A 20,680-nucleotide genomic window follows, 5' to 3' on the forward strand; every position below is an offset into this window, starting at 1 on the left:
TTGAAATGGAGTGATTGTTGTGAAGACTGCTCGTATCGCTGGTGCCGCTCTCGTCTCGGCCGCCGCTCTCTCGCTGGCCGCGTGCGGCAGCAACGACAACTCCGGCAGCGCGTCCGGGTCGGCCAACAGCGGCGCGATGGCGCCGTCCAGTGCGATGTCCGCCCCCGTGCCCAGCGGCGCGAGCATGGGCAACGGCGTCACCACGAACGCGGACGTTTTCGGGCCCGCGTGCGGTCAGCTGCCGCAGGGCAACGCGCCGGGCAGCCTGGACTCGATGGGCCCGGAGCCCGTCGCGTCCGCGGCGTCAACCAACCCGTTGCTGACCAAGCTCGTCGCCGCGGTGAAGGCCACCAACCTGGTCGACACCCTCAACAGCCAGCAGGCCATCACCGTGTTCGCCCCGGCCGACGGCGCGTTCAACGCACTGGGGGACGCGAAGTTCACCGAGCTCGCGCAGAACCCCAGCCAGCTCGCGCCGATCCTGCAGTACCACGTGCTCCCGCAGCGCTACGACGCCCAGGGCCTGCAGGCCGCGGGCAGCGTACCGACGCTGAACACCGACGGCGGCCCGATCAAGATTTCCGGCACCGGGGCCAACATGACCGTCAACGGCGCCAAGGTGCTGTGTGGCAACATCCCCACCAAGAACGCGACCGTTTTCGTCATCGACACCGTGCTCACCCCCGGCACCAACAAGTAACCGCATGCGACGTGGCGGGCCCGGCGAGCACGGGCCCGCCACGCCGCTTTCGCCTTCCCGGCCGGGAAGACACGCTGCGCGGCAATAAGGTCAACGGGTCTCGTGTCAACTCGGCGCTCACGTGCTGCATGCTCAAGCCATGGCGGCGGATGACCTCGGTGCGTTGAGTGACGCGGACCTGGACGCCATTGAAGAACGGGTCAGTGCCGCGACTCCCGGCCCGTGGTACTTCCACTTGCTCGATGACGACTGGTCCATGAGTCTCGTCGCGGTGAGCACGGTCCCGGATAGCGAGCACACTGGAGGTCGCGCTGAGTTCGACCCAGGGACTGTCGTGGCCGGCACACTCGTGCAGCACCCTCGATACGTCGATGTCGCTGATCAGCGTTGGGACGAGAACGCTCAGTTCATTGCCGCGGCCCGGACCGACGTACCCCGGCTCCTCGCCGAGGTCAGGCGATTGCGACGACTCCTGGACGGGCAGTCCGCGTAGCCGTCAGGTGGCGGGAAGCCAGATTGCGTGAGCGGGGCGTCGAGACGTGCCCGGCGCAATTCCGTGGGCAGCGCCGGGGCGGATGGTGCTCATGGCCACCACCGGTGGACGTCCCGGGCCGCCTTGACGTAGTCCTCCATCGCCGCAGGCCCTCCGAGATCCCGAGCCGCGGCGGCGAGCGCCGGCGAGCCGGCCGGTGGATCTCCCCCGCGGTAGCGGTGCAATGCCTCGCGGATCAGCCCGATGACCGTCGTGGGATCCGCGCCACGCCGGTGGGCACGCTGCGCGCGCACCAAGGCTGCCCGGGCACCGCTGTCCCTGCCCCACCCCGCCGGTACGCGGACGGCTTCGAACACCGCTGGCACAGCCTTCGCGGCGGGCCGCTTCTCCGGCGTGTCGTTGATCCGGTATCGGCGATGGAAGGTCAACTGCTCGGTCATCAGTGCCGCCCGCCGCTCCTCGGGGAGCCGTCGGGCGATGGCGGTCAGGTCGTGCCTGGCCTCGCGGGCGGCCGCGAGCGCCTCCTCCAGAACGTCGAGGCGCTGTTCCGCGGGTAACTGATCGGCGAGAGCGGTCAGCACGGCAGCCCGCTGGTGTGCCCGGCCGCGGCCGGTGACGGTCCGGGCCATGGCCAGACCGGCCTCCAGGGCGGCGCCCGACAGGTGCCCGGCCCGGCGGTGCAGCACCCGTGCCAGATACCCGGGGCGACCCGTGTCCCGTACAGCCTCCAGCACCTCGATCATCAGGTCTTCGGGAAGTACCGGTGCCAGATCGTCCAGCACCGGCCCGTTGAAGTAGTTCTCGAAACCGATGGCCGCCAGCTTGATGTCCAGCGCTTCGGCGAGAGCCGCGTGCCGTGGCGCTCCGGTCAACAGTCTCGCTGCATCCAGGAGGAGGTGGAACCGGCGGTCGTCGTCCTTGATGGCGCGGGCCGCGCGGACGGCCTCGGCCAGGGGCGGTCCTTGCCGGTCCCTGGGGAGGCGGGCGGCGATCTCGATCAGCAGGTAGGCGCGGTCGTCATCGTCAGCGATGCGTCGCGCATCGGCCAGTGCTTCGTCGAGCACGAGGTGCCGATCCGTCGCCGTCACCCGCTCGGCGAGGGATATCAGGATTTGTGCCCGGTCGAAGGGTTCGGAGATGTCGCGTGCCGAAATTCGCGCGGCGGCCAGTGTCGTCGCCTGCGTTGCCCGGGGAAGCAGATCGGCGATCACGAGCAATGTTCGAGCCCTCTCGAACGGATCTGGGATGCCGCGCGCCACGCTCGTCGCCTCGTCCAGAAACGGACCGCGTTCCGCGGCGGGCAACTCCGTGGCCACATCCGCCAGCAGATGCGCGTGACCCTCTGCGTCGTGTTCTCCTTCGAGCGCCTCGGCGATCGCGGCCCTGCGTTCCTCGTGGGGCAGAAGCGGGATCAGCCGGGCCCAGCTCCGGCGCCGGACCGGGTCGTCATACCTGGTCGGCGGATCGATGCTGCCGACCGCGGCGCGGGCCTCGGCCCGCACCGGGGCGGCGACGTCTTCCGGGAGACGCGGGAGCAGGGCGATCAGAACGTCCGCGCGATACTCCGGTTCGGTGATCTCTCGTGCGGCGGGTAGCGCGTCGACGGCGGTCGCAGCCGGCAGACGCGGCGCGAGCTTCTCCAGCGCGATCGCACGGTGCACGTTCGGCGGAAGTGTGGCCGCGATCGCCAGGGCCCGGTCCAACAGCTCAGCCGGCAGATGCGGCAGCAGCGCTGTCAACGCCCCGCCAGTGGGCGACAAGTAGTCGTCCCGCACGTCCTCTTCGACCAGGGACAGGATCGGGGACCAATCGTCCGGGGAGAGTGTTGTGGCCACCTCGTCCACCAATGGTTCGTTCGCACCGCCCCGAGCGCTGTTCCCGGCCTTGAGCATGGCGTTGATCATCGCCTCGCGCGCGACCTCGGGCTTTTGTCTTTCGGGCACGTGTGGCAGCAGCGCGAGCAGAGCGCGGCAGCGGTCCTCACCGGTTTCGTGACGGCGGGCGTTGGACAGCGCTCGGGTAACGTCCCAGTGACCGGTTTCGGTCAGCATCACCGCAAGTTCGTCGTGGACGCGCTCGCCCGCGGACTTCGCGGAGTGCTCCATCAGCGCGTACCGCATCTCCAGTCCGAGGGACGCGGGCGGTCGTCCCGCCGCGACATCGGCGTCGGTGGCCTCCCGCGCTCGCAAGCGCGCGGCGTCGAGGTCCTGGAGGTAGCCGTCGACATCACCGACGCGATGGCGGGCGTCGAACCACACGTTCACCACGCCGGGGCGTCCCGTCCCGCTGGGCCGCTCGCACGCCAGTAGCCGATGCACGTCCTCGTCCCGGCCGGCTTCAAGGAGGTGGGGCACCAGGTTGCGGAGGCCGTAGCCGCCGTCCACTTCGCACAATGCCGGGTCAGTGGCGAGCAGGGGCAGCCCATCGGCCACTCCACCCCACAAGGACAGGTAGCGATCGGCGATCTCCGAGGCGCTCCTTTTCCGCCGGAGGTTCTCCAGGGCACGGTGCAGCCGGACATGCCACTCGCTCGTCATGCCCGGCAGCATGGCCCGCCCAGCGGTTGATGATCAAGTGCTCTGCCCGGGGCAGCGCAGGTGGCGGCGGCTGATGTCCATGATCGCGGCGTGTTGGCTGAACTCGACATGAGGCTTGCGGTCAGGACCGCTCCGGCAGCTCATCCGGGTGCATCAGAAACTTAAGTCGACACTTGACTTTAGCGGCCCGCGGCGTACGGTTAAGTACGTGCTTAAGTATGAGGTGGAAGCAGCGGACCGGGTGTTCCACGCGCTCGCGGACGCGAACCGGCGCGCGGTGATCGAGCGACTGACCCGCGGCCCCGCCACCGTGAGCGAGCTGGCGGCCCACCTCGGCGTGACGGTTGCCGCGATGGTCCAGCACCTCCGGGTGCTGCAGGACAGCGAGCTGGTGCGGTCGGAGAAGGCCGGGCGGGTCCGCACCTGCCAGATCGATCCGGCCGGCCTCCGCAACGCCGAGGCGTGGTTGCAGCACCAGCGCATGGAGTGGGAGCACCACCTGGACCGCCTCGGAGCACTACTCGACGACCGGACGAAGGAGTCAGGATCATGAGCGACCACTCGGTGAAACACAGCACGTTCACGCTGGAACGCACCTACCCCGCCGAACCCGCCGTGGTCTTCGCGGCCTGGTCCGACCGCGACACGAAGGCGAAGTGGTTCGCGCCCGAGGACAGCCGCTATTCGCTGGACTTCCGGGTCGGCGGCAACGAGGCCGTGCACGGCGGTGACGGGGCCGGTCTCGTCGCGAGGAGCGAGTACCACGACATCGTCCCCGACGAGCGCATCGTCTACACCACGAGCCTGTTCACCGACGAGGTTCTGGCAACCGTGTCGCTGACCACCGTGCAATTCGTGCGCGACGGCGACGGGACCCGCCTGGTGCTGACCGAACAAGGCACCTTCCTGGACGATCGGGAACAGCCCGGGTGGCGCGAGCAGGGCACCGGCGACTGGCTGGACGCCCTCGGCCGTCAGGTGGTCCGGTGATGACGGCGGACAGCGACCAGCAGATCCGCGAGCTGCTGGAGAGCCGCACCCGCGCGTTCGCCCTCCGGGACGCCACCACCGCGGCCGCCGCCTACGACGATGAGCTCGTGCTGTACGACGTGGTCGGCCCGTTCGTCCGCCGCGGCGAGGACCCGGCCGGCAGGTTGGAGAAGTGGATCGCGTCGTACCGCACCGGGATCGGGCACGAGATCCGCGATCTGGAGATCACCGCCGGAGCCGATCTCGCGTTCTGCCACTTCCTGGTCCGGATCAGCGGCACGATGCGGGATGGCACCGAGGTCGGCATGTGGGTGCGCGCGACGAGCTGCCTCCGCAGGCAGGGCGGTGCCTGGACGATCGTGCACGAGCACGCGTCGGTGCCCTTCGACGCCGGTACCGGTCGCGCCGTGCTGCGCGGGGAGCTTTGAAACACAATCGGGGGCGATACGAATAGCGTGCTCACTTCCTGGGCGACTGACTACGACCATCCGTCGTACGGGAGCGAGAATTCTGAGCGTGGTCCCGGGAAGGGGCCGGGTGTCGTGCTACGGATGCCGCCATGAGTGATTCCGCAGTAGTAACGGTCGGTGATGTTTTCGACGTCGTTTCTCGTTCGAGGCGAACAGATGGCACGCGTGAGTCCCTTGTTCGGATCCTGGGTGGCAAGCCGCAAGTCTGGCGCATCCGTGTCAGTTTCAGTTCACGAGAGCGGATTCTCGAACTTCACAGGTTTCGATTGTCCCGGCCGAGGTTTGATCCTAGATCTCTGAAAGGTGGCGAGACGCTGCTCGATGATCTTGCGGGGTCTCACGACGAGCGGCTTGCTTCGTTCGCGGTAGACGATGGTGTGGAGTTGGCTTACGTCTGGTTATCCGAGGATTTACAGCGACTGGTGGGTTGTCTGATCGGACCGCTGAAGGTCTAGTCGTGCGGGCTTCACCAGATCTGGGAAGACGCGTGACGACTTTCGGTCGCTTCCAGGCGGCGAGGTGGCTGGGTCCAGTTGCGAGGGAGGGGAACGCGTGTGGCGTTCGTAATCTAGAGGCGCCGGGCTTGACCGCTGTGCGTTCAGTCCAGCGCATCGTATCATCGTTCCGTGAACACGTTGCGCTATTTGTTGTACGGGAGCTCGGTTTACGCACCTGATGATCTGCGTGTAGAGTTGGAGGCCGCACTCGGAGTTGATTTCGAGCCTCGGCACAGTGAATATCACTGTGGCGACTATTGTCGAGCCGGTGACCTCAGGGGTGAACACTACGTACTTGAGGCGAACTGGCGCGATGATGATGGCCTGCTTCTCGAGCCGGATCATGAGGAGTTCGACCTCATTTTCGAGGTCAACAATACCGCAAGACCGGCAGAGGTCCGCTCGCTGCTTGCCGACGTGTCGGGTTTGGTGTTTATTGCCGAACGTTGAATAGGTGAACGCGATCGCGGCTTGAACGTGCTGATCAGCATCCAGAACAAGAGGTGTTGAGTGACGTGCGATGCGCTTCGGCGCCCGAGGAGCTGGCTCCTCCGCCTGTTGTCCGGTCGAGGAAGATTGACTGGACCGGCTTGGCGGGGCGAGCGCCGGGGTGCGATAGCGGTCGAAGCGCTTCGTGTTCTGCAGGCAGATCGCTCGGTCAATCCTTACGACGGAGGCGAAGAGCTGCCCTACCGGGTAGATGCCGAAAGTCTTGAGGTAATCCCTTGGGCTATCACTGATAATGGTGATGTATGTTACGGGTGACTACGTGAGCGGCATTTTCCCTGATGATTTCCCTGGTGGCGATGTGGCTTTCCGCCCAGTGGCGTGAGCCGCGCCGCACACCGTTGTGCCGCGGACGGCCGGCGGCCTGACGAGCAGACCGCCGACCGCGGGCCGTTCTAGGCGGGGGCGCTGGAGCGGTCGGTGTTGACGTCCTCCAGCGGCACCGACGGGTCGGTGAGCCGGTCGATGTCGACGGCGTTGCCGGAGCGGATGAGGTCCTTGATCGGGCCGGTCACGTCCCAGATGTTGACGTTCATGCCGGCGACGACCTTGCCACCCTTGAGCCAGAAGGCGATGAACTCGCGGGCCGCCACGTCGCCGCGGAAAACGACCCGGTCGTAGCCGTCCGCGTGGCCCAGGTACTCCATCCCGAGGTCGTACTGGTCGGTGTAGAAGTACGGCAACTCGTCGTAGACCGTCTCCACGCCGAGCATCCCGGCCGCCGCGACCGCGGGCTGCTTGAGCGCGTTGGCCCAGTGCTCGACGCGGAGGTGGCGCCCCAGCAGCGGGTGGTAGGCGTTGGCGACGTCACCGGCGGCGAAGATGTCGGGGTCGCTCGTGCGCAGGTGCTCGTCCACCTGGATGCCGTTGTCCACGGTCAGCCCGGCCGCCTCCGCCAGCGCCGTGTTCGGGATCGCGCCGATGCCGACGAGGACGGCGTCAGCCTCGATACGCGTGCCGTCGGCGAGGCGCACGCCGCCCGGACCGGCTTCCGCGACCTGAACGCCGAGCCGCAGATCGACACCGTGCTCGGTGTGCAGGTCCGCGAACACCCGCGCGGCTTCACGCCCGAGTGCGGGCAGCAGCGGCAGTTCGAGGGCTTCCAGCACGGTGACCTCCAGACCGGCCTGCCGGGCCGCCGCCGCGACCTCGAGACCGATCCACCCCGCGCCCACCACGGCGAGCCGCGACCCGGTCGCCAGGACCCGCCGCAGCTGTTCGGTGTCGTCGAACCGGCGCAGCCGCAGCGTGCCGTCGGCGCCGCGCAGGGAGCGGGGTTCCGCGCCGGTGGCCAGCAGGAGCTTCGTGTAGCCGACCCGGCTGCCGTCGGCGAGCACGACTTCGCGAGCGGCGCGGTCGATCGCCGTGACCGCGGTGCCGAGCCGCAGATCGACGTCGTGGTCGGCGTACCAGTTTTCGGGGTGCACGAAGGCGCTCTCGCGCTCGGCTTTGCCGGTGAGCAGGTCCTTGGACAGCGGAGGCCGCTCGTACGGGCAGTGCTGCTCGTCGCCGAGCAGGACGATCCGGCCGTCGAAACCCTTCTCCCGCAATGCCTCGGCGGCCTTGGCGCCGGCCAGTCCGGCCCCGATGATCACAAACGTCGGCGATACCACGATCAGCTCCTCGATGACGAATTCGGATGGATGGGTCAGCTGCCGGCGCCCAGGGCCGCGAGCAGGACGAGGACCACGGTGGCGACCGCGACCAGCCCGTGCCCCGCGACCACCACGACCGGGAAGTGCTGCTCAGGCGCCACCTCCTTGCCCGAGGCGGGCGCGGTACGGGCGCGGTAGCCGGGGACCCACCGGGCGAACATGGTGAAGCCCAGCAACGCCACCGGTACCAGCAGGACGAACGCGATCCACGCCAGGGTGGCGCCGCCGACGACCAGGTAGATGATCCACAGGACCAGCCCGGCCGCCGCGATGGCGAAGTGCCCGAAGATCAGCCCCGGGGCGAACCGGGTCCGTCCCGGATCGCGAGTGCCGCCCTTGGCGATCCAGGTGCCCAGCATGACGAAGCCGCCCACGGCGGTGACCACCCAGGCGATCAGCGCGGCGATGTCCATGAACCCTCTCCTCGGTGTGGTGGTGGGAACAGACTGCTCAGGACGAGTGGCGGGCCGCGGTGCGGTAGCCCTCCGCCTGAGTGGACTCGGCGGCGACGCGGACGCCGTAGTGGTAGGCGAGCTTCCCGCCGAGGTAACCCGATGCGGCGAGCGTGACCAGCGCGGCCGCCGACAGCACGAGCGGGCCGATCCCCACCGGCCCCGGCTGGTCGTATGCGGCGCGACGCCAGAAGAAGCCGGCGATGTAGGCGGCGGTGACCGCGAGGTTGAGGCTCATGTGCGTCAGCCCCGTGCGGAACGCGGGAGTGCCGGTGGGGATCGCCAGCAGATCCAGCGTGCCGACCAGCGCCGCGGCGAGCGCCCCGACGACGCCGATCGCGACGAGCCAGAGCGATCCCCTGGTCAGGAAGCCCGGATCCGCCACGATGTGCGACCCGATGTCGAAGACCAGGCTGGACACCCAGGCGCCGATCGGCACGGTGACCAGGATCGGGTGGAAGGGATGCCCGTAGGGACCGGCCAGCGCCGCGCTCACCGGCCGCTTCGCCTGCTCGATGTCGTTGGCCATGTCGCCTCCTTTTAGCCAACGAAGTTTGGTCTTATTGACGGCTCTGGTCAAGGGTTACAGCTGGGTGCTACCCGGTTGATTTTTCGTCCAGCCGAGTCGGTGCAAACTTCGGGCGCGGCCACGAGCGTGCGAACGGCCGGTGAGCGGTCCGGCGCCGGACCGCTCACCAGCCTCGAGACGGACAGTGGCCGGGGTTCAGGAGGCGGTCACCTCCTGGGTGGGAGCGGGGTCCGCGCGGGCGGTGCGGATCGTGGCCAGTCCGAGGAACCCGCCGACGACGGCGAGGGCGGCGGCGCCGAGGAAGGCGGCGGAGAAGCCGTCGGTGAGGGCGACCGTGTTGCCGAGCTCGCCGGCGCCGAAGGAGAGGCCGACCGCGGTCATCGCCGCCAGGCCGAGGGCCGACCCGATCTGGTAGGAGGTGTTGACGATGCCGGACGCGAGGCCGCCTTCCTCCGGCTTCGCGCTGGAGATCGCCATCCCCAGCGACGGGATGAACGCCAGCGCCTGGCCGAGGGCGGCGACGAGCGAGGCGGGCAGGACGTCGACCACGAACGATCCGCTCGGCCGGGCGAACGACAGCCACACCAGGCCCGCGGCCAGCGCCCACAGGCCCGCCACGATCAGGCTCTTCGTGCCGAACCGGGCGATCAGGCGCGGCGCGACACCCACCATCAGGATCACGATCAGCAGGGTCATCGGGAGCAGCGCCGCGCCGCTGGCGAAGGCGCCGTAACCCAGGACCTGCTGGAGGTAGAGGTTCAGGAAGTACCACATCGGGATCCACGCGGCGCCCAGCAGGAGCTGGGCGAGGTTCGCGGCGCCGAGGTTCGGGGTGCGGAAGATGCCGAGCCGGACCAGCGGAACCCGGCGCGCCCGCTGGATGACCAGGAAGATCGCCAGCAGCACGATCCCCCCGGCCAGCGCGCCGAGCGTGGCCGCCGATCCCCAGCCCTGCTCGGGAGCGCGCACGATCGCGAACACGGCCAGCGCGAGGCCGGCGGTGACCGCCGCCGCACCCGCGACGTCCACCGCACCGCGACGTGCGGGCGTGACCGGCATCAGGGCGGGCGTGGCCACGATCGCGATCAGCGAGATCGGGACGTAGAGCCAGAAGATCCACGGCCAGGACAGCCATTCGGTGATCACGCCGCCCAGGAAGACGCCCGCGGTGCCGCCGGCCGGCGCCGCCGCCCCGTAGAGGGCGAGTGCCTTGGTCAGCTCCTTCGGGCGGCCCCCGAACAGCACCATCAACAGCGTCAGGGCCGACGGCGCGATCAACGCGGCCCCGGCGCCCTGGAGCACGCGGCCCAGCAGTTCCACGCCGGCGTTGCCCGCCAGTGCCGCCACGACCGAGCCGCCGAGGGTGACGATCCAGCCGGCCGCGAACATCCGCCGCGCGCCGAGCAGGTCGGACAGGCGGCCGCCGAGCAGCAGCAGCCCGCCGAACGCGACGACGTAGGCGTTGAACACCCACGACAGGCCGTCGGGGGAGAAGCCGAGGTCGGACTGCATCTTCGGCAGCGCGACCCCGATGATCGACGTGTCCATGATGACCATGAACTGGGCGAGCGCGATGAACCCCAGCGCCCACCAGCGCCGCGAGTCCCGTATCTCGGTCATTGCCTCTCTCCTATACCTATAGGGGGTATCTGTACGACCGTGAAAGGTAGACCGCGCGGGGACTGCCGCGCAAGTACCCCCCAGGGGTAATAGTGTGATCCAGCTCCAGCGCGCCGTCGCGGTGGCTGCGGCGAGGCGGCGGCTACGGCAGCTTGGGGGTGCGGGCGGTGAAGTGGCCGTGGCCGAGGGCGGACCCGATCAGTGCGAGCGATGCCGGGGCGCGCTTCCTCCGCCGCCGGACCCGCCCCTGAGTCCCCTGTGTCAGAACGGAGTGCGCGCCACGTAACCGTCAGGTTTGTGCGCGTCGTGGCTGTGCTGTATTCGCCGAGGTGACGGGACGATTCTCCGGCCGCGCTCGTCGACGACCTCGTCCATTCCCGCGAGGCGGGGATGACCAAGCCCGATCCGCGGATCTACGAGCTGACCTGTGCCCGCCTCGGTGCCGCTACGGAAGAGACGATCTCGACGCCAGCGTCACCGGTGCTCTCGACGCCGGCTGGCCCGCCGTCCGGGACCGGAACACCGCTCGGGCGATCGGCCGGCATCGAGGCGGTCGTGTCATCGGTGCCAGCCAGTTGAGGCCGCCACAGCCAAAAAGACCCCTGCCGCGGGGTGACCGGGGCAGGGGTCCACAGGCGACGGATCGGCCGTCAGTACCACTTCTTGTCGCAGGTGCGGCCATCGTTGCCGTTGAAGATGCAGGGCTGGGCGACGATGTCGTGTGCGGAGCCCTGGAAGTTCGCCTCGAACCTCTTCACGAAGCCGGCCGGCTTGCCCTTCGTGCTGGCCAGGTCCTGGGTGTAGGTCTGCTCGTGCCAGGGGATCATGTCGTCGGGGGTGACGTACCGGATGCGGAAGACCGCCTCGTGCTGGTCCGCCGCGGTGTCCTTCACCCAGCCCTTCACGGTCCAGAGTTTCCCCTCGCACAGGGTGCCGTCGATCTCCGCGCCGGGGAACGCCGCGTGCACCTTGCGGCACTTCAGCTGCCCCGCGCTCGCCGCAGGCGTGGCGGCCAACGGGAGCAACGCCGCGGACAGCAACGTCAGTGCGGTCATGGTGAGAGCTCGCAACTTCATGGGGTCCCTTTCAGATCAACCCGGGCCGGGAGCAGATGTGCGCTTCTGACGAAGAAGGACAGCATCGCGGCAGAGGCTAACATAACGCGGGTTTGCGAAAACCATCCGAAAGGGCGACAAACCAGACGGAACCACCAGCGTGTCCGCGGCGTCAGGCGGCGGTTTCGGCGACCGGTGCGGACCGGCTCCGGGCCAGGCGGTGTCCCAGTTCGGACAGTGCCAGGGCCAGCACCGCCACCGCGGCACCGATCAGGCTGATCCACCGGGCACCGATGGCGCCGATGCCCACCGCCCCGATCACGCCGGAGAAGGCGATCGCGAGGTAGAGGAACGCCGCGTTGAGCGAGATGAGCAACGGCGCCGAGGCCGGGTTCAGGGCGATGAGCCGGGACTGCTGGGGCGTGGTGATGCCCCACGCGGCGATGCCGTAGACCACCGTGATGACGAGGGCGGCCGGGAACGAGCCGGTCGCGAACGGGAGGACGACCAGGCTGGCCGCGAGCAATGTGACCGCACCGCCGACCACCAGGCGCGCACCGAACCGGTCGGCGAGCGTTCCCGCGTAGAAGTTGCCCGCCGTCCCGGTCAGCCCGAAGGCGAACATGAGCACGGCCAGCCGGGTGCCGTCGCCGCCGGTGGCGGGGGCGAACACCTCCGCCATGTAGGTGTAGACCACGTACGCGGCGGTGAACGCGACCAGCGTGGTGGCCAGGACGACGACCACGCGACGGTCACCGAGCGGCGCGAGGCGCTGGCGCAGCCCGCCCGGGGCCGCCACCGACACCCGCGGGACGAGCGCGAGGACGCCGGCCAGGCTCAGGACGGTGAGCAGGGTGATGAACCACATCGTCGCCCGCCATCCGAGCGCGCTGCCCACGACGGTGCCGATCGGCGCGCCCAGCGCGGTCGCGGCGGTCAGTCCGGTGGTGACGGCGGCGATGGCCCGGCCGCGGCGCTCGGGTCCCACCAGTGCGGAGGCGGTGACGCTGGCCGCCGGGATGTACAGCCCGGCCCCGGCCGCGGCGACGACCTGTGCGATCAGGACGCCGGGGAAGTTCGGGGCGAGCCCGGTGCCGACGACGCCCAGCAGGTAGAGCAGGACGGACAGCTTGAGCACCCGGTGGCGCGGCCACGCGGCGGTGAGGGTCGCCAGGATCGGCGACATCACCGCGCAGGTCAGCGCGAAGACCGTGACCACCTGGCCCGCGGTGGCGATGGAGACGTCCAGCGACCGGCTGAACTCGGGCAGCACGCCGGCGAGGACGAACTCGTCGGTACCGATCGCGAACGTGCCGAAGCCCAGCATCAGGACGCTCCGCCAGTGCGACGCGGCCGAGCCCTCTCCCGGTGTGGCGCCGCCACTGTCGGGTGCGGGCGTGCGAGTCATGACCCCTCCTCGGTACCGATCAGTTCCATTTGCTGAATGGTACTGATCGGTTCCGTTTTGCGTCAAGAGGGTCCGATCACCGCTCCCCGAGCAGCGCGCGCAGCGCCTTGTTCTGTTCCTCCAGTTCGGCGATCCGTGCCCGCACGGGCGCGAGTGCCTCGGCGAGCTCGGCCTCGGAGTAGCGCGGGGTGATGTGCTGGTGGCAGTTCCAGTTGAAGCCCTCGACGCGGATGACCATCAGGCGTTCCACCCGCCCGTCCGTGCGCGTCTCGGTCAGCGTTCGCGTCAGCCCGGGATCCTCGTCGAGGGGGACGGCCCGGGCGAGTCCGAAGATCTTCAGGCGCGCCTGGTGCGGGTAGTCCATGAAGAACAGCGCCACCCGGCCGCCGGCGCGGACGTTGCCGGTGGTGATGTACTGCCGGTTGCCGCGGACGTCGGCGAACCCCAGTGTCCGCTCGTCCAGCACGTGCACGAAGCCCGGCGGGCCGCCGCGGTGCTGCACGTACGGCCAGCCGGTCTCGCTGACGCTGGCGAGGTAGAACCCGTCCCGGGCCGCGATGAACGCCGCCTCGTGCGGGCCCAGCGGATCCGGTGTCTCGCCCCCGGTGAGTGCGCGGCCGGCCGCCGCGGCGCTGCCGTTCTGCTCCTGTTCCCGGCGCACGCTCTCGGTGTACGCCAGGTGCGCGTAGCGGCTCATCTACTGTCCCGCCCCCTCGGGGTCCACCGGCTCGTCCGCGACCGCGGGCCGGGCGCCGAGGATGGCGGCGAGCAGCCCCGGGAAGCGCCGGTCGAGCTCCTCCCGGCGCACCTTGCTGATGCGCGAATTGCCGCGCAGTTCCATCTCGACCAGGCCGCTTTCCCGCAGCGTGCGCATGTGGTGCGTGACCGTGGACGGCTTGACCGGGAGGTCGAGCGCGCCGCAGGCCGCCTCGCCCGCCTCGGTCAGCATCCGCACGATGCGCAATCGCACCGGGTCGGCCAGGGCGTGCAGCACCGTCCCGATGTCGACGCGGGCCAGGTCCGGTTGTGGCAGCCGGACGGTTTCCGACACGCGCATCCTCACCCCCGAGTTCGATGACTGTTGAATCCTACGATATCCATCGAACTAGCGGCGGGTCACGCGGAGCCCTCGTTGCTCGTGCCGGACACCCCCCGGCACGAGCAACGAGGTGATCAGCGCACCGTGCGGAAGAACGCGCGCACTTCCTCGGCGAACAGGCCGGGTTGCTCCCAGGCCGCGAAGTGGCCGCCGCGGTCGGGTTCGCTCCAGTGCCGGATGTCGGTGTAGCGCTGGGCCGCCCAGCGACGCGACGGGCGCGGCATCTCCTTCGGGAACACCGTGCAGCCGGTGGGCACCGGGACCGTGTCGTCGGTCGCGGTGTTGAACCACTCGCCGACCTGCCGGAAGCTCTCCCAGTACAGGCGGGCCGACGAGGCGGCCGTGCGGGTCAGCCAGTACAGCGTGATGTCGTCGAGCATCTCGTCGCGGGTCAGCACCTTCTCGGGCCGTCCGCCACTGTCGGTCCAGGACGCGAACTTCTCCACGATCCACGCGCACAGGCCGGCAGGGGAGTCGGTCAGCGCGTAACCCACCGTCTGCGGCTTGGTGGTCATCTCCTCCGAGTACCCGGTCTCGTGCGCGGCCGCGTGGCGCAGGTCCGCCAGTGCCGCCTCCTCGGCCGGGGTGAGGTCGTCGAAGGTGGCCGGGTCCGGCGCCGCGATCGGCGGCATCACGTGGATACCCGCCAGCTCGCCGCGGTCCTGCTGCCCCATGCTCGTGGTGACGCTGGTGCCCCAGTCGCTGCCCTGGGCGCCGTACCGCTCGTACCCGAGGCGGGCCATCAGCTCGCGCCACGCGGCGGCGATCCGCTGCACGCCCCAGCCCGGTGTGGCCGGCCGGTCGCTGAACCCGTAGCCCGGCAGCGACGGGACCACCACGTGGAAGGCGTCGGCCGGATCGTCCGGTTCGGTCAGCAGCGGGATGGCCTTTTCGAACTCCAGCACCGATCCGGGCCAGCCGTGGGTGAGGATCAACGGCAGCGCGTGCTCGTGCGGGGAGCGGACGTGCAGGAAGTGGATTCCGACGCCGTCGATCTCGGTGCGGTACTGGGGCAGCGCGTTCAGGCGCCGCTCGGTCGCCCGCCAGTCGTACTCGGTGGCCCAGTACTGGCACAGCTCGCGCAGGTAGGCCAGCGGCACGCCCTGCGACCAGTCGGCGACCGGTTCCTCGTCGGGCCACCTGGTGCGCAGGAGCCGGTCCCGCAGGTCGGTCAGCTCCTCCTCCGGGATGTCGATCTGGAACGGGATCACGTGCCGGTCCTCCTCGGTCGGTGTGGTGCGGCGGCGGCCGCCAGTGCGGACAGGGTGCGCGGGGTGAACGGCTCACCGGCGATCGCGGTGAGCGCACCCGCCCACCCGGCGACGAAGTAGTCCCAGCCGTCCCGTGTGGACAGTCCCTGGGTCGCCGCCTGGTGCAGGAACGTCAGGTCCCCCCGGTAGTTCAGGTCCCACGCCACCGTGCCGGGGGTCCACGGGGCATGGCCGGTGACCGGACTGCCGGGCCGGTCCTTGCCCAGCCCGGTGGCGTTGACCACGAGCGTCGCGTCCGGGACGAGGTGATCGGCCGGCCCGGACAGGTGCACCAGCTCCGGCTGCGCGCCGATCCGCTCGGCGACCCGCCGCAGCGCGTCGAGCGCCGCCGGATCGATGTCGGCGAACACCAGCCGCTCCGGCGGATCCGGACGCGGCACGCCCGTCTCGACGTCCAGGTGCATCGCCAGCAGCAGGGCGGTCGCCGCGCCGCCCGCGCCGAGGCACACGATCCGGCCACCCGCGGGCGAGCCCAGGATCGCGGTCAGCGAGCGGGCGTCGTTGGCGTAGGCGGCCACCCGGTCGCCGGTGGCGAGCGTGTTGATCTCGCCGGTCAGCTCGACCAGCCGGTCGCGTTCGGACAGTTCCGCCGCGCACGCCCGGTACAGCCGCAGCTTGTGCGCGGTCACCACCGCGCCCTGGACCAACGGGTTGCGGCGCATCGCGGCGAGCAGCCGCCGGTAGACCGGCGGCGGGCTGTCCGGTGGCAGGTCGATCCCGCGCAGCACCCACGACCGGCCCAGCGCACCGGCCCAGCCGTCGAACACGACGTGCGCCAGCGATCCCGCGGTGCTGATGCCGGCGAACAGGACCAACGGCGGGCCGGTCCAGGTCTCGACGTCCTCGACCGTGATCACGTGGTCCGGCATGTCTCCCCGTTCTGCTCCACGGCCCGCCGCCACGCGGTCACCGCGCTGTCCAGGTCCTCGGCTCGTTCGAACACCGAGGCCCCGAAAAATCCGAAGCGGACCCCATCCTGCCCGGTTCGCGGGAACGCGGCAGGATCGGTCAGCGGACCCCCGTGTGCCAGCAGCGGCACGGTGCCGGCCGCCTGCGCCATCGCGGCGAGAGCGGCGGTGTGCTCGGCGGTCGGCGCACCCGGGCGGGTGATCCCCAGGTGGGCCACGACCGCGTCGGCGCCGTGTGCCACCAGCGCCGCCGCCTGCTCGGGTGTGCACGCGTACCCCCACGCCAGCAGCCCGCGGTCGCGCGCCAGCGCCATCAGCTCGACCTCACGCCGGTAGCCGAGCCCGGCGTCCTCCAGCGCGTCCCGCACCGGCCCGGACAGCAGCGCGGTTGTCGGCGCATTCAGGACACCCGCCACCCCGTGCCCGGCCAGTTCGTCCAGCACCTGATCGGGCGGGCGCAGGGCGTCGTTCGCGCACACCGTCGCCAGCACCGGGCGTCCACCGGCCGCGGCCACCACCTCCGGGGCGATCCCGAGGGTCAGCTCGTTGGCACTGGCCCAGGGCAGCAACCCGGCCACCGACGGGAGACCGCGGCGGCGCAGCACGCTGGAGTGGTAGGCGACGATCACGTCCACCCCCGCGCGGACCAGGCGCCTCGCGGTGTCCCCGTCCCCGGCGGCCGCGGCGAGCAGCGCCTTCACAGCAGGTTCGCGTGGCGCTCGTCGAGCGCCGCGTCCGGGATCGCGTGGTCCTCCTGGAAGGCCCCGCACAGGGTGTCGCCGAGCAGCAGGCACGCCTGCTCGAACAGCGAGCCGCCGTGCTGACGGCCCGTGGCCGGGACGACCACGACGAGGTCGGCCTCCGCGGCGAGCGGGGAGTCCGGCGCGGCGGTCAGCACGGCCACCCGCGCGCCGCGGGCGCGGGCGACCCGGGCGTTCGCGAGCGGGCCGGCGGTGCGGCCGCTCGCGGACAGGCAGACCAGCAGGTCATCGGCCACGATGGCGGGTGAGGTGGTCTCGCCGGCCACGTGGACCCGCAACCCGAGGTGCATCCACCGCATGGCCAGGGCGCGTGCCACCAGCCCCGACCGGCCCCGCGCGTCGAAGAACACCGTCCGCGCCGAGGCGATGGCCGCGCCGAGAGCCGTCGCCGCGGCCGGGTCCACAGCGGTCACCGCGTCGTGAACCTCCGTGAGCACCACCCGTGCCCGGTCCAGCACGTCAGGCATGCGCGTGCCCCCCGATCTGCGCCCGCGCGGCGACGAGCAGCCGGCTGGCAGCCCGGTCGTCGTCCCGGCTGGTGAACCTGGCCTGCAACGCCGCGGTGAGCACGGGCGTGGCGATGCCCCGCCGGACGGCTTCCTCCGCCGTCCAGCGGCCCATGCCGGAATCGGCGACGGCCGAGCCGACACCGGTGAGCGCGGGGTCGGCGGCGAGCGCGTCGACGGTCTGCTCCAGCAGGAACGACCGGGCCGAGCAGCCCGCCTGCCACACGCGCAGCGCCGTGAGCGGGTCGAGCCCGTCGCGCGCGGACAGCAGCGCGAAACCCTCCGCGTACGCCTGCATCAGGCCGTACTCGACGGCGTTGTGCACGGCCTTGACGAAGTGGCCGGAACCCGTGGGCCCGACCACGGCGACCGCGCCCGGCGCTGCCAGGGCCGTCAGCACCGGCTCGATGCGCTCGGCGTCCTCCGCCGCGCCCCCGACCGTCAGCCCGTACCCGTGCCGCCAGCCCCACTGGCCCCCGCTGACCCCGACGTCGAGGAACCGGACACCGGACCCGGCCAGCCGCTCGGCCCGCCCGGCCGCCTCCCGCCAGTCGCTGTTGCCGCCGTCGACGACGAGATCACCCTCGTCGAGGAGCCCGGCGAGCTCGTCGAGCACCCCACCGGTCAGAGGCGGCGGCACCATCACCCACACCGCGCGGGGCGGCGCCAGTGCCGCCACGAGATCGGCCAGTGAACCGGTGGCGCCGATGCCCGCCGCGCGGGCCCGCTCGACCGCGTCCGCGGACGAGTCGGCGCCGACCACCTCGTGCCCGGCCTCGCTGATGCGGCGGGCCATGGGGCCGCCCATCTTCCCCAGGCCAACCAATCCGAGTTGCATTCCTCGACCTTCCGTCAATGGATTGACATCGGATACATCCTTGATGCCAATATGGCTTGTCTACCTCGGCTCTCATAGGACCAATCAAGGTCCGATTGGTTGGAATCGCCATGCACATCCAGGACGCGCTCGCCGACTGGTCCGCGCGGTCCGGGCCGCTGTACGCCCGGTTGTCCACGGCCCTCACCGCGGCCATCGAGCGCGGCGACATCCCGCCCGGCACCGTGCTGCCACCGGAGCGGTCGCTGGCCAAACGGCTGGCGATCGGCCGCAGCACGGTGATGCACGCCTACGCCCGCCTCCGCGAGGCCGGGATCCTGGAAACCCGGCAGGGCAGCGGATCCTGGGTCACCGGAGGGCAGCGGACCGGGAATGGCGAAGCCCCGCGCGAATCGCTGCCGGTCGCGGCCCTGCGGAACCCGGCGGCACTCGTCGATCTCGCCACCGCCGCACTGCCCGCGCACCGCCGCCTGCGCGACGCGGTCGCCGCGCTCGGCGTGGCCGATCCGGACACCGCGGTCGCACTCGACACCCCCGGCTACCACCCGGCCGGGCTGCCCGCGCTGCGCGCCGCGCTGGCCGACCGGCTGACCACGCAGGGCCTGCCCACGGCCGCCGACCAGGTCCTCGTCACCACCGGCGACCAGCAGGGCCTGTCGCTGCTGGCCGCGCACGCGCTGCCGGACCGGGAACCGGCGATCGTGGAGGCGCCGACCAGCCCGGGCATCCTCGACGTGCTGCACGGGCTGTCCGTGCCGCTGCGGGGTGCCCCGCCGGTGACCGCCGGGGGCGACGAGCTGCCCGCGCTCGTCGACCGGATCCGCCCCGGCCTGGTGTACCTCGTGCCGACGCTCGGCCCGCTCGGCCGGGTCCTCCGCGTCGGCGACCGCCGGCGGCTGGCCACCGCGCTCGCCGAGCGGGACACCCTGGTGGTGGACGACGTCAGCCAGGCCGGGCTGGTGTTCGAACAGGCGCCGCCGCCACTGGCCGCGTACGCGGAGTCGGACAACCTGCTGACCGTCGGCTCGCTCAGCAAGCTGCACTGGGGCGGGCTGCGGCTCGGCTGGGTGCGCGGACCGGCACCGCTGGTGGCCGCGCTCGCGCGCGCCAAGGCACGCGCCGACCTCGGCACCCCGGTGCTCGACCAGGTGCTGGCCACCCGGTTGCTCGGCGCCGAGGACGAGGTGCGGGCCGAGCGCGTCGCCGAGCTCCGCGACCGGCTCGCGCACGCCGCCGCCACCCTGACCGCGTCGCTGCCCGAGTTCCGGTGGACACCGCCCGAGGGCGGGCTGAGCCTGTGGCTGCAACTGCCCGCCGGGACGGCGACCGCGTTCAGCGAGGTGGCCACCCGGTTCGGGGTGGCGGTGGTACCCGGCGGCGTGCTGTCCCCGCGCGGGCTGTCCGACGACCACGTCCGCGTCGTGTACGCGCGGCCACCGGAGGTGTTCGACGAAGGCGTCCACCGGCTGGCCGCCGCGTGGGCGCGGTACCGGCACAGCGGCGACGACCAGCCGGTGCTGCTGTGATCACCCTGGGCGTCGACCTCGGCGCGACCCACCTCCGGGCCGGGCTGGTGGACCGGGCGGGCCAGCTCAGCGGCGTGACCCGGCAGGCGCTGCCACCCGATCCCACCGCCCGGCTGGACGCGCTCCGGTCCGTCGTGGCGGCCCACCCCGAGGTGTCCGCGGTGGGCCTGGCGGTCGCCGGTACCGTCCGGGACGGCGTGCTGACCTGGTCGGCGAACCTCGGGCTGTCCGGTGTGGACTTCGCGGCGGAGCTGGGCCGTCCGGTGACCGTGCTCAACGACGCCCGCGCCGCCGGACTGGCCGAGGCCCGCCTCGGCGCGGGCACCGGTGCGGCCACGGTCCTGCTGGTGACCGTGGGCACCGGGCTGGGCGGGGCGGTGGTGACCGGCGGGCGGCTGCACGAGGGCGCCGGGCACGCCGGCGAGGTCGGTCACCTGGTGCTGGAGGCCGGGGGACCGCCGTGCCGGTGCGGCAACAGCGGGTGCTGGGAACAGCTCGCGGGCGGCGTCGCGCTGAACCGGACCGGCGCCGCGCTGGGCACGGCCGGGGACGGAACACCCGGTGCCGCGCGACTCGCCGCCGCTGTCGTGGCCGGACAACCACGCGCGGTGGCCGCCCTGGAGCAGCACGCCCGGCAGTTCGCCCGCGGGCTGGACAGCCTCTGCGCCGTGCTCGCGCCGCACACCGTCGTGCTCGGCGGCGGCCTCATCGCCCGCTCCGGCCCGATCCGGGACGCCTACCTCGCCGCCGCGCGCACCCTGCGGTGGCACACCGGTGCGGTGCTCCCGGCGCAGCTCGGCGACGACGCCGGGGTCCTCGGCGCGGCACTGGCGGCCAATCCTTGCTGATTGGTTCTGG

General features: G+C 71.2%; 22 protein-coding genes. 8 read left to right on the forward strand and 14 right to left on the reverse strand.

What is annotated here, in order from left to right; genetic code table 11:
- Positions 1-19: 19 nt before the first annotated feature.
- Together FHX45_RS22985 and FHX45_RS22990 are read left to right on the forward strand one after the other, a co-directional pair.
- Positions 20-700, forward strand: coding sequence for a fasciclin domain-containing protein (locus tag FHX45_RS22985; RefSeq protein WP_167105702.1), 681 nt, complete (start codon positions 20-22; stop codon positions 698-700).
- A 139-nt stretch (positions 701-839) separates the two neighbouring features.
- The gene (locus FHX45_RS22990) at positions 840-1,193 is read left to right on the forward strand and encodes a hypothetical protein (RefSeq protein ID WP_167105705.1); all 354 of its coding nucleotides are present in this window, start codon (positions 840-842) and stop codon (positions 1,191-1,193) included.
- Between the two features lie 89 nt (positions 1,194-1,282).
- On the opposite strand, the gene FHX45_RS22995 is transcribed toward FHX45_RS22990, so the two are convergent.
- Positions 1,283-3,730, reverse strand: a complete 2,448-nt coding sequence (locus FHX45_RS22995; RefSeq protein WP_167105708.1) for a hypothetical protein — start codon at positions 3,728-3,730, stop codon at positions 1,283-1,285.
- A 208-nt stretch (positions 3,731-3,938) separates the two neighbouring features.
- On the opposite strand from FHX45_RS22995, the gene FHX45_RS28220 reads away from it, so the two are divergent.
- The 4 genes from FHX45_RS28220 (at position 3,939) to FHX45_RS23015 (ending at position 6,137) form a co-directional block, all read left to right on the forward strand.
- On the forward strand, positions 3,939-4,283 hold the full coding sequence (locus tag FHX45_RS28220) for a metalloregulator ArsR/SmtB family transcription factor (protein WP_167105711.1): 345 nt from the start codon (positions 3,939-3,941) through the stop codon (positions 4,281-4,283).
- The gene (locus FHX45_RS23005) at positions 4,280-4,720 is read left to right on the forward strand and encodes an SRPBCC family protein (RefSeq protein WP_167105714.1); all 441 of its coding nucleotides are present in this window, start codon (positions 4,280-4,282) and stop codon (positions 4,718-4,720) included. The genes FHX45_RS28220 and FHX45_RS23005 overlap by 4 nt, the downstream gene beginning before the upstream one ends.
- Positions 4,720-5,148, forward strand: coding sequence for a YybH family protein (locus tag FHX45_RS23010; protein WP_167105717.1), 429 nt, complete (start codon positions 4,720-4,722; stop codon positions 5,146-5,148). The genes FHX45_RS23005 and FHX45_RS23010 overlap by 1 nt, the downstream gene beginning before the upstream one ends.
- Before the next feature lie 668 nt (positions 5,149-5,816).
- Positions 5,817-6,137 carry a hypothetical protein gene (locus FHX45_RS23015; protein WP_167105720.1) on the forward strand — a complete coding sequence of 107 codons (321 nt, stop codon included), beginning with the start codon at positions 5,817-5,819 and terminating at the stop codon, positions 6,135-6,137.
- 452 nt (positions 6,138-6,589) lie between these two features.
- Here the strand turns inward: FHX45_RS23015 and FHX45_RS23020 are convergent, their stop codons facing one another.
- From FHX45_RS23020 to FHX45_RS23080, 13 genes are all read right to left on the reverse strand, one after another.
- Positions 6,590-7,807: an FAD-dependent oxidoreductase gene (locus FHX45_RS23020; protein ID WP_167105723.1), complete on the reverse strand. Its 1,218-nt coding sequence runs from the start codon at positions 7,805-7,807 to the stop codon at positions 6,590-6,592.
- Positions 7,808-7,842: 35 nt separating this feature from the next.
- Positions 7,843-8,262 (reverse strand): hypothetical protein, encoded by a 420-nt coding sequence (locus FHX45_RS23025; RefSeq protein ID WP_167105726.1) that lies wholly within the window; start codon positions 8,260-8,262, stop codon positions 7,843-7,845.
- Between the two features lie 37 nt (positions 8,263-8,299).
- Entirely contained in the window at positions 8,300-8,830 is a 531-nt protein-coding gene (locus FHX45_RS23030) for a DUF2231 domain-containing protein (RefSeq protein WP_167105729.1), read from the reverse strand.
- 195 nt (positions 8,831-9,025) lie between these two features.
- The gene (locus FHX45_RS23035) at positions 9,026-10,450 is read right to left on the reverse strand and encodes an MFS transporter (RefSeq protein ID WP_167105732.1); all 1,425 of its coding nucleotides are present in this window, start codon (positions 10,448-10,450) and stop codon (positions 9,026-9,028) included.
- A 650-nt stretch (positions 10,451-11,100) separates the two neighbouring features.
- Positions 11,101-11,526 carry a hypothetical protein gene (locus FHX45_RS23040; RefSeq protein ID WP_167105735.1) on the reverse strand — a complete coding sequence of 142 codons (426 nt, stop codon included), beginning with the start codon at positions 11,524-11,526 and terminating at the stop codon, positions 11,101-11,103.
- A gap of 151 nt (positions 11,527-11,677) precedes the next feature.
- The gene (locus FHX45_RS23045; protein WP_167105738.1) at positions 11,678-12,913 is read right to left on the reverse strand and encodes an MFS transporter; all 1,236 of its coding nucleotides are present in this window, start codon (positions 12,911-12,913) and stop codon (positions 11,678-11,680) included.
- Positions 12,914-12,989: 76 nt separating this feature from the next.
- Entirely contained in the window at positions 12,990-13,610 is a 621-nt protein-coding gene (locus FHX45_RS23050; protein ID WP_167105741.1) for a pyridoxamine 5'-phosphate oxidase family protein, read from the reverse strand.
- Positions 13,611-13,964: an ArsR/SmtB family transcription factor gene (locus FHX45_RS23055; protein WP_341771576.1), complete on the reverse strand. Its 354-nt coding sequence runs from the start codon at positions 13,962-13,964 to the stop codon at positions 13,611-13,613. It abuts the gene before it with no gap.
- 122 nt (positions 13,965-14,086) lie between these two features.
- The gene (locus tag FHX45_RS23060; protein ID WP_167105747.1) at positions 14,087-15,223 is read right to left on the reverse strand and encodes an alpha/beta fold hydrolase; all 1,137 of its coding nucleotides are present in this window, start codon (positions 15,221-15,223) and stop codon (positions 14,087-14,089) included.
- On the reverse strand, positions 15,220-16,152 hold the full coding sequence (locus FHX45_RS23065) for a shikimate dehydrogenase family protein (protein ID WP_167105750.1): 933 nt from the start codon (positions 16,150-16,152) through the stop codon (positions 15,220-15,222). Before FHX45_RS23065 ends, FHX45_RS23060 begins: the two co-directional genes overlap by 4 nt.
- Positions 16,137-16,892, reverse strand: coding sequence for a phosphoenolpyruvate hydrolase family protein (locus FHX45_RS23070; protein ID WP_167105754.1), 756 nt, complete (start codon positions 16,890-16,892; stop codon positions 16,137-16,139). Before FHX45_RS23070 ends, FHX45_RS23065 begins: the two co-directional genes overlap by 16 nt.
- Complete coding sequence (locus FHX45_RS23075) at positions 16,889-17,419, reverse strand: SIS domain-containing protein (RefSeq protein WP_167105757.1); 531 nt, start codon at positions 17,417-17,419, stop codon at positions 16,889-16,891. Before FHX45_RS23075 ends, FHX45_RS23070 begins: the two co-directional genes overlap by 4 nt.
- Entirely contained in the window at positions 17,412-18,296 is an 885-nt protein-coding gene (locus FHX45_RS23080; RefSeq protein WP_167105760.1) for an NADP-dependent phosphogluconate dehydrogenase, read from the reverse strand. Before FHX45_RS23080 ends, FHX45_RS23075 begins: the two co-directional genes overlap by 8 nt.
- Positions 18,297-18,406: 110 nt before the next feature.
- Here FHX45_RS23080 and FHX45_RS23085 point away from each other — a divergent pair, with 110 nt between their 5' ends.
- Both FHX45_RS23085 and FHX45_RS23090 read left to right on the forward strand, forming a co-directional pair.
- Entirely contained in the window at positions 18,407-19,822 is a 1,416-nt protein-coding gene (locus tag FHX45_RS23085; protein WP_167105763.1) for an aminotransferase-like domain-containing protein, read from the forward strand.
- Positions 19,819-20,670: an ROK family protein gene (locus FHX45_RS23090; protein WP_167105766.1), complete on the forward strand. Its 852-nt coding sequence runs from the start codon at positions 19,819-19,821 to the stop codon at positions 20,668-20,670. Before FHX45_RS23085 ends, FHX45_RS23090 begins: the two co-directional genes overlap by 4 nt.
- Positions 20,671-20,680: the final 10 nt, after the last annotated feature.

This window comes from Amycolatopsis granulosa (assembly GCF_011758745.1).
GTDB classification, from domain to species: domain Bacteria; phylum Actinomycetota; class Actinomycetes; order Mycobacteriales; family Pseudonocardiaceae; genus Amycolatopsis_E; species Amycolatopsis_E granulosa.